This is a genomic window from Polynucleobacter sp. (genome assembly GCF_018500155.2).
In the GTDB taxonomy this organism is placed as follows: domain Bacteria; phylum Pseudomonadota; class Gammaproteobacteria; order Burkholderiales; family Burkholderiaceae; genus Polynucleobacter.
The window spans coordinates 1-18,288 of record NZ_JAHBAK020000009.1; the positions used below are offsets into that span (position 1 = coordinate 1).

Below are 18,288 nucleotides of genomic sequence, written 5' to 3' on the forward strand. Positions count from 1 at the left end.
CAGCTACTGGAGCGGCAGAAATTGCTGGTGCTGGCGCAGGGCTTGCATACACAACTTGTCCTGTAGCGCTAGGAGTGCTCGCATTGACAATGCGTACTCGATCTTCGCCTTCATTAACCTCTAGCTCAGAAATTCCAGATTCGGAAACGAGGTCAATTAAGGTTTTGAGTTTTCTTAGATCCATTTGAGTTAGTCCTCTTTTGAAATACTGAAATTATTTTTGTAAACGCGCGATTGCAGCTTGAAGGGCTAGTTCATAGCCAATTGCCCCAAGTCCACAAATCACTCCGGTGGCAATGTCAGACAGATAAGAGTGTTTGCGAAACTCTTCTCTTTGATGAATGTTAGATAGGTGAACTTCTGTAAAAGGAATAGCGACTCCAGCCAAGACATCACGTAGGGCAACACTGGTGTGGGTAAATGCTCCTGGATTAATGATGATGAAATCGACCCCATCTTGTTTGGCTTTTTGAATGCGATCGATGAGTTCACCTTCGTGATTGCTTTGGTAGGTGCTCAATTCAACGGATTGAGCTTTTGCTAAATCCCCGAGTCTTTGATGAATGTCTTCTAAGGTGGTTTTTCCATAAACCTCAGGTTCACGGGTGCCTAATAAATTGAGGTTAGGGCCCTGAATGACGAGAATTGAAGCTTTTTTAGACATAAATCCCTATTTTTAGAGGCAGTTAGGTGTCAATTGATTAGTTGGGGCTTTTGGCCAGTCTTGCTACTTCATGCTTCACCTGCTACAGGTGGAAGTATACGCCTACAAGGATTCTAAAAGTCTAAAAATATGCTGAGCTGAGCAAATTTTCACAGCAGTTAGGTGCAAATAATGAATTTTATGGATTTTTTTGCCTAAAATTTCAGCATTTTTTATGTGGGCTCCAGCGATGAAGATTTTCTAAAAGTAATTAAATTGCAGAATTTATGGCTTTTTTCAACTCTTCTTCGCTTATCTTTCCTAATTTTGTAAAAACAGATTTACCTTTTGCATTAATGATGACGGTATAGGGCAGTGCGCCTTGGGCATTCCCCATCTGCTTTGCAAGTGCGCTACCGTCTAGTCCTCCAATCATGATTGGGTAGGAAACAGGCGTTTTTTCTAGAAATTGACGTATGTTAGAGGGTGAATCGATACCGATACCAACAATTAAGACATTTTTAGAGGCATATTCCTGTGCGATTTTGTCTAATGTGGGCATTTCTTCTACGCAAGGAGGGCACCAGGAGGCCCAAAAATTGACTACTAAGACCTTCCCGCGCCAATCATCCGAGTTGGCGGATTTGCCGTCAGGCGTTTTCCAGGGGTTGGCAAAAAATGCTTTGATGGAGGGATCACTTGCTAGTCCTGTTTGTGAGATCCAGTGAGAAGAAAGGATTCCAGCCACCAGGGCTAGAACACTAATTCCTCCAATCATCATCCACTGTCTGCGGTTCATTGCTACTCCTTCGCTAAAATTCGCTAATGCACATACATATCTTAGGCATTTGCGGTACTTTCATGGGTGGTATTGCCGCAATTGCTCGGCAAGCCGGACATCGGGTTACGGGTTGCGATGCCAATGTGTATCCACCGATGAGTACGCAACTTGAGGCTCAAGGCATCGATCTCATCGAAGGATTTTCACCGGATCAATTATTGCAGTTTGAGACCATGCCAGATTTATTTGTGATTGGCAACGTGGTTTCTCGTGGCAATCCTCTGATGGAGGCGATTCTTAATCAAGGATTGCCGTATATTTCAGGGCCGCAGTGGCTGGGTGAGCAAGTTTTATATCGCCGACATGTTTTGGCCGTTGCGGGAACTCATGGAAAGACAACCACTTCCGCCATGCTAACTTGGATTTTGGAATTTAATGGTTACAAGCCTGGATATTTGATCGGGGGCGTACCTCTCAATTTCACGGTGTCAGCGCGCTTAGGTGAGGGCAAATATTTTGTCATCGAAGCAGATGAATACGACACAGCGTTTTTTGATAAGCGCAGTAAGTTTGTGCACTACAGACCCCGTACCGCTTTATTGAATAACTTAGAGTTTGATCATGCTGATATCTTTGCGGATCTTGCTGCCATTGAAACGCAATTTCATCATCTAGTCAGAACCGTTCCCAGTGATGGGTTGTTGGTTGTGAACGGTGAGGAGCCAGCCCTTGAGCGGGTGGTTACTCGCGGCGCTTGGGCGCCAGTGGAACGCTTTGGGCAAAGTGATACCAATGAATGGTCGCTCGTTTCTCAAGCGAATGATGGATTTATTGTTCGCAAGGCTGGCAAAGAGGCTGCAACAGTGATATGGGCGCCAGAATCGGGTGTGATGGGTAGACATAATCAACTCAATGCCCTTGCTGCAATCGCCGCAGCTAATCATGTTGGCATTTCACCAGCAGACTCTGCTCGTGCGCTAGCTGAATTTAAAAATGTTAAACGCCGATTAGAAACTATTGGCGTAGCAAATAATGTCACGGTGTATGACGATTTTGCCCATCATCCAACAGCTATCGCCACTACAGTGGATGGCTTAAGGCGACGCGTGGGCAACTCACGTATTTTGGCGGTGTTGGAGCCACGCTCTAATACGATGAAGCTTGGTGTGATGAAAGCGCAATTGCCTGATAGCCTTCAGCAAGCGGATAAGGTGTTTGCTTATGGAGCCAATAGCGGAAAAGAATCTTTAGGCTGGGATTTGGCAGAAGTTTTAGCGCCCTTAAATGCGCAAGAGGCGGGAAGGGCATATGCCTTTGATGATCTACAGAAATTAGTTGACGCAGTTGTTGCGCAAGCTCAACCTGGTGACCATATTTTGGTGATGAGTAATGGTGGTTTTGGTGGAGTGCATCAAAAAATACTCAATGCTATTTCTGCGTGAGCGCCTGATAACGCGCTACAGCTAATGAACAATCAATATTGAAAGCGAATTATGAGCCATCGTTTAAAAGATAAAGTCGCCATTGTTACCGGAGCCGCAAAAGGCATCGGCTTTGCAACGGCACAACGTTTTGCACAAGAGGGCGCAAAAGTTATTGTTGCAGACATCAATTTAGAGGCAGTCAAGGGTGCTGCCGCACAGATCCCCAATGCACAAGGCTATGCCATGGATGTAACTGATCGCGCAAGTATTCAGGCTGTGATTGATCAAGTGATGCAAACCTATGGACGTATCGATATTTTGATTAATAACGCAGGAATCACACAGGATGCGCGTTTGATCAAGATGACTGAGGCTCAGTTTGATACTGTGATTGATGTCAATCTCAAGGGTGTTTTTAATTGCACACAATTAGTAGTGCCACACATGCTTGAAGCAGGCTCTGGTGCAATTGTGAATGCCTCGAGCGTAGTTGGCTTGTATGGCAACTTTGGACAAACAAATTATTCCGCTACGAAATTTGGGGTGATTGGATTTACAAAAACCTGGGCACGAGAATTAGGTCCAAAGGGTATCCGAGTCAATGCGGTTTGTCCTGGATTTATCGCCACTGAAATGGTCAAGGCGATGCCAGAAAATATATTGCAAGATATTGAAAGACGAAGCTGGTTAGGGCGCCTTGGCACACCAGAAGAAATGGCTAATGTGTATTTATTTTTGGCAAGTGCAGAGGCGAGTTACGTCAATGGAGTTGCATTAGAGGCTAGCGGCGGAATCTCCCTCTAAGTATGAATCTAGTTTATGAAGAAGGCGGCGATATCAAAATCGCTACCGTGCAGTCAGGAGTAGGTTCTGGCGATGCTGAATCTTGGCAAGCAACGAGCTTGTCAGGTAAAAAAATCAAATTGAAGGCCAAAGAGGTTTGGCTGCGTTTTGAAAAACCCGAAGCCCAGTTAGTAATGAATGAGGCTCAGGTTTTATCTAAAGAAATTGATTTGCAATTATTGTGGGATTGCGCCCCTACGGAAGAGTTTGGGTTTATTGATGTTTCCCAAGAATATTTTGGTTCTCAAGCAACGGTTGCTCAACAAGTGGCGTTGGCAATTGCATTGCAGGGTGCGCCGGTATATTTTCGGCGCAAAGGTCGTGGTCGTTTTCAAAGAGCGCCCGAAGAGCAATTACAAGCAGGTTTAGCTGCTATTGAACGTAAGCAAAAAGAATTAGAGCTGCAATCAGTTTGGCAACAAGAGTTTGTCGCTGGAAAATTTCCCGAAAAGCTTAGGCCTCTAGCGAATCAATTGCTCTTCTCGCCCGATAAAAATTCCTCCGCATATAAAGCATTGACAGCAGCTTGTGCAGAAACTGGCGAGTCTGCTGCGCAATTAATGATCCGTTGTGAGGCGCTCGACTCTCCTTTGGCTTATCACCAAGGAATGTTTTTAAAAAGCCATTTCCCAAATGGCGCCCATCATGACAAGAGTATTTCTATAGATCAGTCCGCCTACGATGAGGCTATTGCGCATCTTCCTGTGGCGCAAGTACAGGCATTCTCAATTGATGATGCAGGAACAACAGAGATTGATGATGCGCTTTCTGTAACAGAGCTGCTAGATGGCGGCCATAGAGTAGGCATTCATATTGCTGCGCCTGGATTGGTCATCATGAAGGATGATCCATTAGATCAAGTGGCGCGTAAGCGGATGTCTACCGTGTATTTTCCAGGCGACAAAATGACTATGTTGCCTCAGTCCGTCATTGGGCAATTTTCATTAGATGAAGGGGCGCCTCGACCAGCACTGTCAATCTATGTCGATATTGATGAAGTGGGGCGTCCTAAACCTGAGACCTTGCAGATGCAAGCGGAAATGGTGCCTATTTCAGCTAACTTAAGACTTGAGGATATTGAGCATCTGGTGAGCGAGGATAGCCTTGGTGATGAGAGCGCAACCTATCCTTTCAGAAAAGAGCTATCAATTTTGTGGCGCGCTGCAAAAATCTTACATGCCGATCGCCAAGAAAAACGTGTCGCTAATGGTTTGCGCGCTGAGCAATTGGGTGTTTCTGATCCTAATACTCTGGCGAGAGATTTTTATTTTCAAATAAAACCAGAGGGTGATACAGAGCGAGTAGAAATCGTGCCGCGTCAACGAGGGTCGATTCTCGATACCATCGTGGCGGAATGGATGATTTTCTGTAACCGTGCGTCGGGCCAATTGCTGGCAGAGCATGGCTTGCCAGGTTTATTTAGAACTCAAAAAGGTTGGGGGCCATTGCGCACGCGTATGCAGACTACTCCAGGCCCTCATGAGGGTTTGGGTTTGGACTATTACGCTTGGTGTACTTCCCCTTTGCGTCGCTATTCAGATTTAGTGAACCAATGGCAGTTGATTGCATTGGCAAAGCATGGGGTAACAGCAAAAATGGTGGCGCCATTTCCACCACGTGACGCTACTTTGATGGGTATTGCGGCTGACTTTGAGTCCTGTTACCAAGCTTATGGTGAATTTCAGGATCGCCTTGAAAAGTATTGGTGCTTGCGCTGGATTAATCAAGATGGCGACGCAAAGAAAGTATTTGTGCGCCACTTGAAGGAGGGAATGTCTAGGGTTGAGCAGGTGCCACTACATTTGCCTATTCCTGAGTTAGCACAACACCCACGTATGACCCGCGCAGAAGTTGTTGTATCTGATGTTGATTTATTGCAATTGAGTGCGGCGGTAAGAGTGATAGAAATAGAGGCGCCTGAAGCATTGCCAGGAAATATTGAAGAAGATGCAGGCTCAGACTAGGATTATCAAAATGCCTGGCTTTGAAAAGCCCAGTCGATTGTTGGGCTTTTTACAGAAAGCATGGCATCGCTATCCGTTTCGTTTGGCGCTCTGTGTATCGCTGATCATTCACATGCTCTTTTTATCCATTCGTTGGGGGGCGGGAGAGATCGAAAAACGTCGCTTAAATACCCCCTTGAGCGTGGTATTGGTAAATGCCAGCAATAAGACCCCTCCTAAGCAGGCCAATAAGCTAGCGCAAGCAGATTTACAAGGTGGCGGCTCATCAGCTACACAAGATGCAACTGCATTGCATCGCGCAAGGTTAGGTGCGCAAGCACGACTTGAAATTTTAGAGAAACAACAAAAGCAAATGCTGGCAAAGTTAGATGAGCAGCGTGCTAAATCAGGTGGCAAAAAAAGTGGCGATGAGCAAAAAATGTTGTCACAACTAAACTCTCTAGAAGCAGAATTAGCAAAACGTTTGCAAACAGATGGTCGTGAACCGCGTCGCAAAGTACTAACGGGTGCAAATACAAAGGCCGTTACTTTTGCCCATTATTTTGATTCCATGCGACAAAAAATCGAAGCATATGGAAGTGCTTTTTTCCCTCGTGCCAATGGTCGGCCTCTTTACGGCAGTCTTGTTATTGTGGTGAGCGTTGATTCGCAAGGAAGGATTACCCCCAATGCTCAAGGTAAAGATGGGGTGTCTATTGGACGAAGCTCTGGCAACCCCGAGCTAGATCGTCAAGCTCTTGCTATTGTGCGTGCATCTGCTCCATTTGGCCCTTTCCCACCTGAAATGCGTAATCAGATTGATGTGCTTGATTGGATTTCTACCTTTGATTTCACTCGAGAGGGTAGCGATCATTTAGAGCTTAAGCATTAATGAGTATTTTTGAAAATTCGCTTATTCTGTAGTCATCATGAGTTCACATACTTCCAATGAGATCCATACAGACCCCAAGTGTTTTACGGGTCTAGATGTCTACGCGGTAGCAGGCAACCCCATTTCTCACAGTAAGTCACCACTCATTCACCATGAGTATGCAAAACAAGCAAATCAAGCGATGCACTATGGTCGTTTGCAACCAGAATTAGATGGTTTTGCCGATGCAGCCAAGCATTTTTTTGCCTCAGGCGGTAAGGGTATGAATGTTACGGTGCCTTTCAAATTGGATGCACAAGCATTTGCCGATCAATTAACCATGCGAGCGCAATTAGCAGGTGCGGTGAATACGCTCTGGATCCAGGATGGAAAAATTTATGGCGACAACACGGATGGTGCTGGTTTAGTGCGTGATCTACTAGCGCAAGGCATAGCTCTTCACATGGCTCGCATTTTGCTGATTGGTGCAGGTGGCGCTGCTCGTGGCGTTATTGGACCCTTGCTTGAGCAATCACCAAAATGTTTGGTTATTGCCAATCGCTCGCCTGAAAAAGCAAATGAGTTAGTGCAAATTTTTGCCGGTTTGGCTTCTAGCAAAGAGGTTGCTCTAGAGTCACGCTCTTTGTTGGATCTGGAGAGCCCAGAAAAAACGCCTTACCCATTTGATTTGGTAATCAACGCGACTGCAGCTGGTCTATCGGATCAATCACCTCTGAGTCCTGCTGCATTGATCAATATTTTTACACCAAGTTCTTTTGCATATGACATGGTCTATGGCAAAACAACCGCCTTTATGCAGCAAGCCCTGCAGCGTGGTGCTCGTATCAGTGATGGCCTTGGTATGTTGGTTGAACAAGCAGCAGATGCATTCTTACTCTGGCGTGGTGCCGAGCTTGCTCAATTCATTCGGCCGCGTGCCGTACTTGCTCAGTTGCGTAGCTAGTATTTGCTTCCATTTTTAACGACTTATGCGTTGGATTCTTTACCTAGTCAAGTGTGTATTGGCAGGTTTTGTTTTCATGCAGCTGTATTTTGCATTACAAATTGGGTTATGGGTTAGCGTGGATCCAAGCAGCACCGCTTTTCAGCGGGCCGAACGTTGGCGTTTATGTAGTTGGCATTGGACGTGTTCTGTGCAATCAAAATGGACGCCTTATGACAAGATTTCAAACAATCTCAAACGTGCAGTTTTGGTCAGTGAGGACGATATTTTTTTCCAACACAAAGGTGTTCGTGTTGAAGATATGCAAAAAGCGTGGGAAAGAAATCAGCAGCATCAACAAAATAGCAGCCCTGGCAAAAAAGGTAAGCCAGCTTTGCGAGGCGGCTCGACTATTACGCAGCAATTAGCAAAAAACCTATTTTTGTCGTCTGAGCAAAACTATTTTCGCAAAGCCCAAGAGCTTGTCATTACAGGACTTTTGGAGCTATTGCTGACTAAACAGAGACTCTTTGAAATTTATCTTAATTCGGTGGAGTGGGGCGAAGGTATCTTTGGAATTGGAGCTGCTTCTGCGCGCTATTACTCAACTACGCCAGCCAACTTAGATCGAGAGCAGGCAGCTGCTTTAGCTTCAGCATTGCCAGCACCAAAATGCTTTGATAAAGCGCAATATTGTTACAGGGGAAGTATTCATTACGGCGCTCGCCAAGAATTCATCCTGGAAAATATGGATCGTGTGGCCTTAGCGCCGATTGCGACACCTGCAAAGAAAGCAAAGTAAAAATTAAATCGCCCGATTTAATGCGTCACGGGTAGTTTGAGCAACTTTTCTTGCTGCTTGTGCAAAATCATTTCCGGAGCTTGCATACAAAATTGCGCGCGAGGAGTTAATGATCATGCCAGTTCCCGGTTTGCCAGGAACGCTGCCAGCTTTTACGGTCGCCTCAATATCTCCGCCTTGCGCTCCAATACCCGGAATCAATAAAGGCATATCGCCTACGACGGCACGGACCTTACTAATCTCTTCCGGAAAAGTTGCGCCAACCACAAGGCCGATTTGTCCTGAGCCATTCCATTGGGTTGCAGCCAGCTTGGCTAAATGCAAATACAAGGGCTCCCCTTGTGGAGAAATATTTAAAAACTGTAAATCTGAGCCCCCAGGATTTGAGGTGCGACATAGGACAATGACACCTTTGCCTTGATGTTTTAAGTAGGGTTCGATTGTGTCAAAGCCCATATATGGATTCACGGTAACTGCATCAGCACCATAGCGCTCGAAGGCCTCAAGGGCATAGTGATCAGCGGTACTACCAATATCCCCACGTTTGGAGTCCAGAATAACGGGGATGTGTGGGTATTGATCTTTGAGATGTCTAATGAGTTTTTCGAGCTGAGCTTCAGCTCTTTGTGACGCAAAATAAGCAAACTGTGGTTTAAATGCACATACTACATCCGCTGTAGCGTCTGCAATTTCTCTGCAAAACTCAAAGATGCCCTCGGGCTTGCCTTGTAAGCTTTCAGGCAAGCGCAAAGGATCAGGGTCAAAACCAACGCACAGCATGCTGCCTTGGGAAGCCCATGCAGACTGGAGTTGCTGGTTAAAGGTATTTGAGTGAGAGTTCATTAAATTTGGCTTATTTTAGTGATTTTGTCACGGTCTATAGGATAAACTAGCGCACATTCCTTAGGAGTTCACCATGATCAACTTGTTCGTCCTGCAAAATGGCCGCCTCTCTCAAGAGCAAGTGGAAGATCGCAATGAATTATTGCAATACGCTAATCCTATCTGGATTGACGTCGTTGATCCAGAGGAAGAAGAGCTCATTTGGATTAAAGAAGCTTTTGGTGTGCTTTTGCCCGAGTTAGATGATTTGGGGGACTTGGAAGCTTCTGCTCGCTATTTTGAAGCGGATGATGGGCACCTTCATATTCGGACAGATTTTCTTTTGGATGAAGAGGAAACCTCTCGTAACGTACGTGTTGCGTTTGTGCTCACCAAGCAAGTTTTATTTTCAATTCATGATGAAGATTTACCAGTTTTCCGCTTGGTAAGGTTGCGGGCGCGTTTACGTCCAGGCTCAGTCAGTAATGCAAAAGATGTTTTGCTGGATTTGTACTCCACAGATGCTGAGTATTCAGCAGATGCTTTAGAGGAGGTTTATGAGAATCTTGAGCAAGCGGGTAAACGGGTTTTGCAAGACGATATTAATGATGCCGATGCAGAACAAGTTCTTGAAACAATCGCCAAGGAAGAAGATACCAATGGACGTATTCGTCGCAATGTGATGGATACCCGCAGAGCCTTATCTTTTCTGATGCGTAGCAAGTTGTTGTCTGACGAACAACAAGAAGAAGCACGTCAAATCTTGCGAGATATTGACTCACTTGAAAACCATACTGCCTTTTTGTTTGACAAGATTAACTTCTTAATGGATGCAACGGTTGGTTTCATTAATTTGAACCAATCCAAAATCATCAAGATCTTCTCGGTGGTGTCAGTGGCTTTAATGCCACCGACTTTGCTCGCCAGTATTTGGGGTATGAACTACAAACATATGCCTGAACTAGATGCTACGTGGGGTTATCCAATGGCGATTGCAGCCATGCTTGTCTCTGCCATCATTCCTTTGTTTTACTTCTATCACAAGGGATGGATGAAGTAAGGGCAGTTGCTAGTCTTCGAGTAATTTAGCTAATTCGTTGAGAACATATAGACAGGATTGTTCGCGAATACTTTGGCGATCTCCTGCAAAGTACATAGTTTTGGTTAACACCCGATTTTCTCCAGCATCATTTTGAATGGCCCAACCAAAGCACACTGTACCCACCGGTTTTTCTTTTGAACCTCCGCTAGGACCAGCAATTCCCGTAATAGAGAGGGCGGCATTGACCCCTGCATTTTGCAAAGCGCCTTGCGCCATTGCCTTGGCGACCTGTTCGCTCACCGCGCCATAGGCATCTAAGACGTCTGCGCCTACGCCTAGGCATTCCTCTTTGGCTTGATTGCTATAGGTGATATACCCTCGCTCAAACCACTCGCTTGAACCAGACAATTGGGTGAGGTTGGCACAGACAAGCCCCCCAGTACAGGATTCGGCGGCCGCCATTTTCCAATTTTTTGCTAGCAAGATTTCAGCTAACGTTTTTACAGTGTCTATTAAATGCATATTCAGATCCATCCCAAATGAATGCCGATCATACGTGCAATGAAGATGATGAAAATAGTTGCTAATGCAGCGGCTACATCATCAATCATGATGCCAAATCCTCGCCATATCATTTGTATGCGCGTAGATGATGAGTTGGAGTTTTCTTGATATTTAAAGTGACGATCAATGCTCCCAATGGGTCCGGGTTTCGCGGCGTCAAAAAATCGAAAGAGAATAAATGCAATCAATTGCATCCAGAAATTAGCTGGCATGATAAAAAGTAGCACAAGCCAAAATGCAATGATTTCATCTATCACAATCCCACCAAAATCTTGTTTTCCTAGCTCTTCACTGACTTTGCCGCAGATCCAGCAACCTACAATAAAACCACCAAGTGTGATCCAAGCTAATGCGTGTGTATTGAGAAATTGCCCTGCAACCAGGTAGCCAGCCCAAGCCCAAAGAGTGCCTGCGGTGCCAGGTGCAATGGGGCTTAACCCGCTACCAAAACCAAAGGCTAGGACTCGATGTAAGCTTTGAAAGACCCACTTGCAGTTGGGATGCACTTCCGTTCTATTTGCTTTTGTCATTTTGCAAAGTGGTCAAACGATTGAAGAAGTTTGGCGGATTCGGAAGAAGACAGTGATCGATTATCAGAATCCATCAGAAGCACTTGTGGACTCTGAGTTTTTGCCGCAATAATGCGACCGATCTTTGTTAATGGTATCTGGAGTTTTTTGCTGATATCTAAAATTGCATCATGATGCGAATGAGGTGCGGTGAAACAAAGTTCGTAATCATCTCCACCGCTGGCAGCAAATTGATGTTGAATTTCTATTTTTTGTTTCTGTAACGTTGCGGACTTAGGGATATGTGCCAATGTAATTTCTGCATCGACTTTGGATTGTTTGAGAATATGCATCAAGTCACCGAGTAGGCCATCGGAAACATCAAGAGCTGCACTAGCTATTCCTCTTAGTGCAATGCCAAGCGCAATCCGAGGAGTGGGTTGATGAAGGCGTGATGCGACTGCTTGATAGTCGTTTGCAGAAAGGGTAATTTCATGACGCAGTGCAGCAAGAGCAAGTCTTGCATCGCCTACTACTCCCGAAACCCAAATATCGTCACCAACTTGCGCTCCAGATCTGCGGATGGCTGTCTTCTTGGGGATGCTGCCAATGGCGGTAATGGAAAGAGTTAAGGGTCCAGCGGTGGTATCGCCCCCAATTAAGGGGCATGAAAATTCTTTAGCAGTTGCCATTAAGCCTTTGGAAAAGGCCTCTAACCATAGGGTGTTGACCGTGGGCATGGCTATTGCAAGGGTGAATCCTAGCGGTTTTGCACCCATGGCTGCCAGGTCGGATAGGTTGACTGCAAGCGCTTTACGCCCTAATTGCTCGGGTTCAGCATCAAGAAAAAAATGTCTACCTTCCACCAACATATCACTTGTAATGGCGATTTCCTCATCTAGAAGGGGTTTTATGAGTGCGCAGTCATCGCCTATACCCAAACTTACAGTAGGGTTTGTGATGCTTAAATCATTTCCCGTTTTAAAAAAACGTTCAATTAAGTCGAATTCCCCAATCGGGTTGGATTCAGAGTGCATGTCTCATTTTATGGCTCTTAGGGGCTGAATGCGAGAGAGGAATAGAATGAAGGTCTTATTTGGTACTTAATGCGTACTAATAATTAGATAAAACAACAAATACGACAGACACAATAGACAAAACGATTTAGTGAGTTAGTAGATGAGTAAAGACAATAGCAAAGAACAACAAATTGCAGCCTTAAGAGAGGCGGCGCTTCAGTATCATCAGTTGCCTGTCCCTGGAAAGATCGAGATTGCACCAACGAAGCAATTGACGAATCAACGCGATCTTGCGCTTGCATATACGCCTGGTGTAGCCGCTCCCTGTGAAGAAATTGTTAAAGATCCTGCTAATGCGTTTAAGTACACCGCTAAAGGAAATTTAGTTGGTGTGATTACGAATGGCACAGCCGTTCTTGGATTAGGCAATATTGGGCCGCTCGCAAGCAAGCCCGTCATGGAAGGTAAAGCAGTTCTTTTTAAGAAGTTTGCAGGTATCGATGTTTTTGATATTGAAGTAAACGAATCTGATCCAGACAAGTTGGTTGAAATTATTGCGGCACTCGAACCGACTTTTGGTGGCATCAATTTAGAAGACATCAAAGCGCCAGATTGTTTTGTTGTTGAGCGTAAGTTGCAAGCGCGCATGAAGATCCCCGTCTTCCATGATGATCAGCACGGAACAGCAATCGTGGTAGCGGCGGCCATTCTGAATGGCTTAAAGGTGGTTGGTAAGAAAGTCGAGGACGTCAAGCTGGTTACTTCCGGCGCTGGCGCTGCAGCTCTTGCCTGCTTGGATCTCTTGGTGGATCTAGGTATCCAAAGAAAAAACATTTGGGTTACTGACTTAGCTGGTGTTGCTTATAAAGGCCGTAAAGAATTAATGGATCCTGAGAAAGAGCCATTCTGTCAGGAGACTGATTTACGTACTTTGGATGATGTGATTGCAGACGCAGATATTTTCTTGGGCTTATCAGCAGGCGGCGTATTAAAACAAGACATGGTTAAGAAAATGGCGGATAAGCCATTGATCTACGCCTTAGCAAACCCCACACCTGAAATCTTGCCTGAAGAAGTAAAGGCAGTTCGCCCAGATGCCGTCATGGCAACAGGTCGCACCGATTATCCCAACCAAGTAAACAACGTACTGTGCTTCCCATTTATTTTCCGTGGCGCACTAGATGTGGGTGCAACCACAATCACGCGTGGCATGGAAGTGGCAGCCGTGAAAGCGGTTGCTGAGCTTGCGCAGGCCGAGCAAAGTGAAGTGGTGGCATCTGTCTATGGCATTGAGAATCTCTCTTTTGGTCCTGAGTACCTCATTCCAAAACCATTTGATCCACGTCTGATTACTGTGATTGCACCAGCAGTTGCAAAAGCGGCAATGGATGATGGCGTAGCGTCTCGTCCGATCAAAGACTTTGATGCCTATCGCAATCAATTGCAGCAATTTGTGTATCACTCTGGCACCTTGATGAAACCCCTCTTTAGTATCGCTAAAAGGGTTCCTGCAAATCAAAAACGTATCGTCTTTGCTGAAGGTGAAGATGAGCGCGTATTACGTGCGGTGCAAATTATTATCGATGAGCATTTAGCTACGCCGATATTGATTGGTCGTCCAGCAGTGATTGAGCATCGTATTGACAAGTTTGGTCTGCGCATGAAATCGGGCGCGGATTTTGAAATCGTCAATCCCGAGAAAGATGATCGTTTCCGTGACTTCTGGCAAACCTATCTTGGTCTGACTGAGCGCAAGGGCGTAACGCAATCGTTTGCTAAGCTTGAAGTGCGCCGCCGCAATAGTTTGATAGGCAGCTTAATGATCAAAAAAGGTATGGCTGATGGCATGATCTCTGGCACAGTCGGTAATCTTGCTACGCATTTGAAATATGTTGATGAAGTGATTGGTCGCGAACCGGGTGCAAATGTTTATGGCGCCATGTCTGGATTGATACTTCCTGGTCGTCAGGTTTTCTTGGTCGACACCCATATCAATATTGATCCTAGTGCATGTGAACTAGCGGAGCTGACGTTGATGGCTGCTAGCGAAATGCGTAAATTGGGATTGGTGCCCAAAGTTGCCCTCTTGTCGCATTCTAATTTTGGATCAAGCAATGCCCCTTCTGCTGTAAAGATGCGCGAAGTATTGGCGCTATTGCAAAAGACGGACCCTACATTAGAGGTAGATGGCGAGATGCATGGCGATAGCGCGTTAGATGAAAGCATTCGTTCAGGCACGATCACTTCGTCACCACTCAAGGGGGATGCAAATTTATTGGTATTGCCAAATATTGACGCTGCCAATATTTCCTACAATCTTCTGAAGGTTGCGGCAGGTAATGGAATTGCTATTGGGCCATTGTTATTGGGTGTCGCAAAACCAATCCATATATTGACCCCAGCAGCTACTGTGCGCCGCATTGTAAATGTGACGACTTTGGCAGTGGTAGAGGCCGCTAGTAACGCTAGAGGCATTCATTAAGCGCCTAGAATTTATGTAAGTTAGCAGTAACTTACATAAATTAATACTATATAAATCAATAACTTATAGAAAAAGTAGCGTATTTGGGCTTGATTTGATGGCGTGTTAAGGGTAACCTAGCACCCATCATGAATAATCGCTCTGAAAATAGCAGTACAGCCAGCTTCGAAGAACATAGCCGCGCTGAAAGTTGGGACAGTAATGATCGTCTAGAAACAGAATCATCCGCTGCCAATATTTATGCTCAAGGCGGTTTATCTCGTTTACAAACCTATGCAGCAAATCAAGTTTCGGGGAAAAAAGTGACAGCTTCTTGGCGTGCCGCTTTGGCCGTTCGTGATGCCGGACCGCCGGCCATGTTGCGCAGTGTGCGCACTAACATCGTGCAATCTATTCGTGCTTTCCGTACACCAGATCTACAGGAAGCTGCTACTGAACTCGGTCAGCATTTTATTTATGCTAATTGCACCAATGCAATGACTAAGGGTGAGGTACTTGAGGCAATCGCTATCGCTTATTCGTTTACTAAGCAGCAAGCTAAAAATTTTGATCCTTTGTTAGATGCTTTAACAACGACAACAGATAAAGCTGGTCAACAACCAGGGTTTGTTGTGGTGCTTGAAGGTTTGCCTTGCACTCAAAAATTTGACAAAGAAGCGCGTGAAACATTGTTAGATGTATTCCGTGATGCAGTGGATTATTGGGCTGAGCGTCGCACACCATATCGTGTGTTCTACTCATTTGCTTAAATACTGATAAGCTGCAAACCCTGAAATCGCCTCTACTTGAGGCGATTTTGCATTTCTGGGTTCCAAATGCTGTGCACCGCTGTAATGGCAACGATCCCGGCGGTTTCAGTGCGCAAGACGCGTTCACCTAAAGAAATCAATTGGTATCCAGCTGCTTGAGCGTCTGCTTCTTCCTCAGGCGAATGACCCCCTTCTGGACCGATCATGAGAACAATATCTTGCGGGGGGTGCTCTGCCAAAACGGTATAGATGCTTTTTGTTGCATCGGGGCTGAGCAATAGTTTGAGTGCAGGTTTTTGGTTTTCTAGATTGGTTTTTAAATAGTCTTCAAAAGTGACTATCGGTTCCAGTGTTGCTAATACCGTTCTATCGCATTGCTCGCAAGCAGCTTGAATGATGCCCTGCCAGTGAGTTAGGCGTTTTTGAGCTCGCTCATGATCGCTTGAGCGTGTGAGTTTCAATATGGAACGCTCGCATTGCATTGGGGCAATGATTTGAGCGCCCGTTTCAATTGCTTTTTCGACAATCCAGTCCATTTTGTCGCCTCCGGCCAGACCTTGCGCCAAAGTAATCGCATAAGGCGTTTCACGGTGAGTATCGGTGCGAATTTCAGTAATTTGTGCCAAACCGCTTTTTCCACTAAGGGAGAGCAGCTGAGCCCTGGCAACTTGGCCTTTTCCATCAAAGATAGGAAACGATTCCCCTGTTTGAACCCGTCTAACGCGTAAATGGTGGGCAACCTCTGGGGTCAGAGGGGTTGGCTTTTGGGATTCCCATGGTCCGGGAAGATAAAATTGAGGCATTACTGAAATATAGCTAATTTATTTTCCTCGAGACCTTTTTTACGATGTCAAACCTTCAAATTCGCATGGCTAATGCCATTCGCGCCCTTTCCATGGATGCAGTTCAACAAGCAAACTCAGGACATCCTGGAATGCCAATGGGCATGGCCGACATTGCCGTTGGTTTGTGGAATGAGCATTTAAAACACAATCCCACAGATCCCCATTGGATTGATCGTGATCGTTTTGTTTTATCAAATGGTCACGGCTCAATGTTGTTGTATTCCTTACTGCATCTTTCTGGTTATGACTTGCCGATCGAGGAGTTAAAAAATTTCCGCCAGTTGCATAGCAAAACTCCTGGTCACCCTGAATATGGCATTACTCCTGGAGTAGAAACCACAACAGGGCCACTAGGTCAGGGAATTTCCAATGCAGTAGGAATGGCATTGGCAGAAAAATTACTTGCAGAAGAATTTAATCGCCCCGGACACAACATCATTGATCACTACACCTATGTATTTTTAGGTGATGGTTGTTTGATGGAAGGTATTAGCCATGAAGTGTGTTCATTGGCTGGAACATTGAAGCTCAACAAACTCATTGCCTTATGGGATGACAATGGCATCTCCATTGATGGCAAAGTCGTATCTTGGTTTAACGAAGACACGCCGAAACGTTTTGAGGCCTATGGCTGGAATGTCATTCGTGATGTAGATGGTCACGATGCTGAAGCGGTCTCCAAGGCTATTGCTAAGGCCAAGAAGAGCGATAAGCCTACTTTAATTTGCTGCAAAACCGCAATTGGGCAAGGCTCGCCGAATATGGCCGGTACTGATAAGGTGCATGGCTCACCGCTCGGAGCGACTGAAATTGCAGCAACACGGGTAGCCTTAAATTGGCCATATGCACCATTTGAGATTCCAAAAGATATTTATGCTGCTTGGGATTTCAAGAAACGCGGTCAAGCGCTTGAGCATGAGTGGAATAAAGATTTCCAAAAATACAAAAATAAATTTCCTGAGCTTGCTGCGCAATTACAGCGTCGGATGCAAGGTGATTTATCAAAAGATTTTGCTCCGACACTAGCCAAGTATCTCAAAGCCTGTCAATCCAAAGCAGAGACGATTGCGACACGTAAAGCAAGTCAGAATGCCATTGAGGCATTGGCGCCTGCATTGCCAGAATTCATGGGTGGGTCAGCAGATTTAACGGGTTCAAACCTCACCAATTGGTCAGCATGTAAAGCGGTGCGTGGTGATCAATGGGGTAACCATATTAACTATGGCGTACGTGAGTTTGGAATGAGCGCCATCATGAATGGAATCGCTTTGCATGGTGGCTATATTCCATTCGGCGGCACCTTTTTAACTTTCTCTGATTACAGTCGTAATGCGATTCGCATGGCGGCGCTAATGAAGTTACGTAGCATTTTTGTTTTCACTCACGACTCGATTGGCCTGGGAGAGGATGGTCCAACACACCAGTCAGTTGAGCACGTTGCTAGTCTGCGCTTAATTCCGAATTTGATGGTTTGGCGTCCCTGTGACACCACAGAGAGTGCCGTTGCTTGGGGCGCGGCTATTGAGCGTAAAAACGGTCCAAGTGCGCTGATTTTTAGTCGCCAAAATTGCCCATTTGTTTCTAGAAATAGTCAGCAAATTAAAGATATTGCCCGCGGGGGCTATGTGCTGCGTGAACCGCAGTCTGGAAAAGTCGATGTTGTCATCATTGCTACGGGCTCTGAAGTGGGTCTAGCGCTACAAACTGCTGAGCGAGTAGAGAATGAGAGTGGGGGTAAGCTGGGTGTGCGAGTGGTTTCCATGCCTTCAACCACTGTATTTGATCAGCAAGATGCTTCATACAAGTCAAAAGTATTGCCCGCCAATCTTCCACGTATTGCAGTGGAAGCAGGCGTGAGTGATTTCTGGTGGAAGTATGGTTGTGCCTCAGTACATGGTGTGGATACGTTTGGTGAGTCCGCACCTGCAGGACAGCTGTATGAATATTTTGGCCTAACAGTCGATCAAATTGCGAAAACAGTAAAGCAATGCATCGCAAAGAAATAA

At 45.6% G+C, this 18,288-nt stretch carries 17 protein-coding genes and 1 pseudogene; 10 read left to right on the forward strand and 8 right to left on the reverse strand.

The window, feature by feature from the left end; genetic code table 11:
- The 3 genes and pseudogenes from KIH43_RS01050 to KIH43_RS01060 form a co-directional block, all read right to left on the reverse strand.
- Positions 1-184, reverse strand: a pseudogene (locus KIH43_RS01050) (acetyl-CoA carboxylase biotin carboxyl carrier protein); the annotation flags it as partial.
- A 30-nt stretch (positions 185-214) separates the two neighbouring features.
- A complete protein-coding gene (aroQ, locus tag KIH43_RS01055) occupies positions 215-664 on the reverse strand; it encodes a type II 3-dehydroquinate dehydratase (RefSeq protein ID WP_296967016.1) in 450 nt (149 codons plus the stop codon).
- 250 nt (positions 665-914) lie between these two features.
- A complete protein-coding gene (locus tag KIH43_RS01060) occupies positions 915-1,442 on the reverse strand; it encodes a TlpA disulfide reductase family protein (protein WP_297716837.1) in 528 nt (175 codons plus the stop codon).
- A 26-nt stretch (positions 1,443-1,468) separates the two neighbouring features.
- Here KIH43_RS01060 and mpl point away from each other — a divergent pair, with 26 nt between their 5' ends.
- Genes mpl through mtgA form a run of 6 tightly spaced genes read left to right on the forward strand, consistent with a single transcriptional unit; the run spans position 1,469 to position 8,250 of the window.
- A complete protein-coding gene (gene mpl / locus KIH43_RS01065; protein ID WP_297716839.1) occupies positions 1,469-2,866 on the forward strand; it encodes a UDP-N-acetylmuramate:L-alanyl-gamma-D-glutamyl-meso-diaminopimelate ligase in 1,398 nt (465 codons plus the stop codon).
- A gap of 51 nt (positions 2,867-2,917) precedes the next feature.
- Entirely contained in the window at positions 2,918-3,652 is a 735-nt protein-coding gene (gene fabG, locus KIH43_RS01070; protein ID WP_296967013.1) for a 3-oxoacyl-ACP reductase FabG, read from the forward strand.
- Between the two features lie 2 nt (positions 3,653-3,654).
- Positions 3,655-5,655 carry an RNB domain-containing ribonuclease gene (locus KIH43_RS01075; protein WP_297716841.1) on the forward strand — a complete coding sequence of 667 codons (2,001 nt, stop codon included), beginning with the start codon at positions 3,655-3,657 and terminating at the stop codon, positions 5,653-5,655.
- 10 nt (positions 5,656-5,665) lie between these two features.
- Positions 5,666-6,526: an energy transducer TonB gene (locus KIH43_RS01080; RefSeq protein ID WP_297716843.1), complete on the forward strand. Its 861-nt coding sequence runs from the start codon at positions 5,666-5,668 to the stop codon at positions 6,524-6,526.
- A 37-nt stretch (positions 6,527-6,563) separates the two neighbouring features.
- The gene (aroE, locus tag KIH43_RS01085; protein WP_297716845.1) at positions 6,564-7,469 is read left to right on the forward strand and encodes a shikimate dehydrogenase; all 906 of its coding nucleotides are present in this window, start codon (positions 6,564-6,566) and stop codon (positions 7,467-7,469) included.
- Between the two features lie 25 nt (positions 7,470-7,494).
- Positions 7,495-8,250: a monofunctional biosynthetic peptidoglycan transglycosylase gene (gene mtgA, locus KIH43_RS01090; protein ID WP_297716847.1), complete on the forward strand. Its 756-nt coding sequence runs from the start codon at positions 7,495-7,497 to the stop codon at positions 8,248-8,250.
- 3 nt (positions 8,251-8,253) lie between these two features.
- Here mtgA and pyrF read toward each other — a convergent pair whose 3' ends face one another.
- Positions 8,254-9,093: an orotidine-5'-phosphate decarboxylase gene (gene pyrF / locus KIH43_RS01095; RefSeq protein ID WP_297716849.1), complete on the reverse strand. Its 840-nt coding sequence runs from the start codon at positions 9,091-9,093 to the stop codon at positions 8,254-8,256.
- 73 nt (positions 9,094-9,166) lie between these two features.
- Between pyrF and corA the strand changes: the two genes are divergently transcribed.
- Positions 9,167-10,132, forward strand: coding sequence for a magnesium/cobalt transporter CorA (gene corA, locus KIH43_RS01100; RefSeq protein ID WP_296967006.1), 966 nt, complete (start codon positions 9,167-9,169; stop codon positions 10,130-10,132).
- A gap of 9 nt (positions 10,133-10,141) precedes the next feature.
- Here the strand turns inward: corA and KIH43_RS01105 are convergent, their stop codons facing one another.
- The 3 genes from KIH43_RS01105 to thiL are packed head-to-tail and all read right to left on the reverse strand — an operon-like array spanning position 10,142 to position 12,224.
- Positions 10,142-10,636, reverse strand: coding sequence for a CinA family protein (locus tag KIH43_RS01105; RefSeq protein WP_297716851.1), 495 nt, complete (start codon positions 10,634-10,636; stop codon positions 10,142-10,144).
- A gap of 2 nt (positions 10,637-10,638) precedes the next feature.
- A complete protein-coding gene (locus KIH43_RS01110; RefSeq protein WP_297716852.1) occupies positions 10,639-11,208 on the reverse strand; it encodes a phosphatidylglycerophosphatase A in 570 nt (189 codons plus the stop codon).
- Entirely contained in the window at positions 11,205-12,224 is a 1,020-nt protein-coding gene (gene thiL / locus KIH43_RS01115) for a thiamine-phosphate kinase (protein ID WP_297716853.1), read from the reverse strand. Before thiL ends, KIH43_RS01110 begins: the two co-directional genes overlap by 4 nt.
- A 142-nt stretch (positions 12,225-12,366) precedes the next feature.
- Here thiL and KIH43_RS01120 point away from each other — a divergent pair, with 142 nt between their 5' ends.
- Positions 12,367-14,688, forward strand: coding sequence for an NADP-dependent malic enzyme (locus KIH43_RS01120; RefSeq protein ID WP_296967002.1), 2,322 nt, complete (start codon positions 12,367-12,369; stop codon positions 14,686-14,688).
- Positions 14,689-14,816: 128 nt separating this feature from the next.
- Positions 14,817-15,437, forward strand: a complete 621-nt coding sequence (locus tag KIH43_RS01125; RefSeq protein WP_296967001.1) for a barstar family protein — start codon at positions 14,817-14,819, stop codon at positions 15,435-15,437.
- A gap of 32 nt (positions 15,438-15,469) precedes the next feature.
- On the opposite strand, the gene KIH43_RS01130 is transcribed toward KIH43_RS01125, so the two are convergent.
- Positions 15,470-16,240 (reverse strand): 16S rRNA (uracil(1498)-N(3))-methyltransferase, encoded by a 771-nt coding sequence (locus KIH43_RS01130; protein ID WP_297716854.1) that lies wholly within the window; start codon positions 16,238-16,240, stop codon positions 15,470-15,472.
- A gap of 44 nt (positions 16,241-16,284) precedes the next feature.
- On the opposite strand from KIH43_RS01130, the gene tkt reads away from it, so the two are divergent.
- Positions 16,285-18,288: a transketolase gene (gene tkt, locus KIH43_RS01135; protein WP_297716855.1), complete on the forward strand. Its 2,004-nt coding sequence runs from the start codon at positions 16,285-16,287 to the stop codon at positions 18,286-18,288.

Coding starts and splice junctions, on each gene's coding strand:
- aroQ (WP_296967016.1), bottom strand. CDS start 664: ATGTCTAAAAAAGCTTCAATTCTCGTCATTCAGGGCCCTAACCTCAAT.
- aroE (WP_297716845.1), top strand. CDS start 6,564: ATGAGTTCACATACTTCCAATGAGATCCATACAGACCCCAAGTGTTTT.
- thiL (WP_297716853.1), bottom strand. CDS start 12,224: ATGCACTCTGAATCCAACCCGATTGGGGAATTCGACTTAATTGAACGT.
- pyrF (WP_297716849.1), bottom strand. CDS start 9,093: ATGAACTCTCACTCAAATACCTTTAACCAGCAACTCCAGTCTGCATGG.
- KIH43_RS01110 (WP_297716852.1), bottom strand. CDS start 11,208: ATGACAAAAGCAAATAGAACGGAAGTGCATCCCAACTGCAAGTGGGTC.
- KIH43_RS01120 (WP_296967002.1), top strand. CDS start 12,367: ATGAGTAAAGACAATAGCAAAGAACAACAAATTGCAGCCTTAAGAGAG.
- KIH43_RS01060 (WP_297716837.1), bottom strand. CDS start 1,442: ATGAACCGCAGACAGTGGATGATGATTGGAGGAATTAGTGTTCTAGCC.
- KIH43_RS01130 (WP_297716854.1), bottom strand. CDS start 16,240: ATGCCTCAATTTTATCTTCCCGGACCATGGGAATCCCAAAAGCCAACC.
- KIH43_RS01080 (WP_297716843.1), top strand. CDS start 5,666: ATGCCTGGCTTTGAAAAGCCCAGTCGATTGTTGGGCTTTTTACAGAAA.
- KIH43_RS01105 (WP_297716851.1), bottom strand. CDS start 10,636: ATGCATTTAATAGACACTGTAAAAACGTTAGCTGAAATCTTGCTAGCA.
- KIH43_RS01075 (WP_297716841.1), top strand. CDS start 3,655: ATGAATCTAGTTTATGAAGAAGGCGGCGATATCAAAATCGCTACCGTG.
- mpl (WP_297716839.1), top strand. CDS start 1,469: ATGCACATACATATCTTAGGCATTTGCGGTACTTTCATGGGTGGTATT.
- mtgA (WP_297716847.1), top strand. CDS start 7,495: ATGCGTTGGATTCTTTACCTAGTCAAGTGTGTATTGGCAGGTTTTGTT.
- KIH43_RS01125 (WP_296967001.1), top strand. CDS start 14,817: ATGAATAATCGCTCTGAAAATAGCAGTACAGCCAGCTTCGAAGAACAT.
- corA (WP_296967006.1), top strand. CDS start 9,167: ATGATCAACTTGTTCGTCCTGCAAAATGGCCGCCTCTCTCAAGAGCAA.
- fabG (WP_296967013.1), top strand. CDS start 2,918: ATGAGCCATCGTTTAAAAGATAAAGTCGCCATTGTTACCGGAGCCGCA.
- tkt (WP_297716855.1), top strand. CDS start 16,285: ATGTCAAACCTTCAAATTCGCATGGCTAATGCCATTCGCGCCCTTTCC.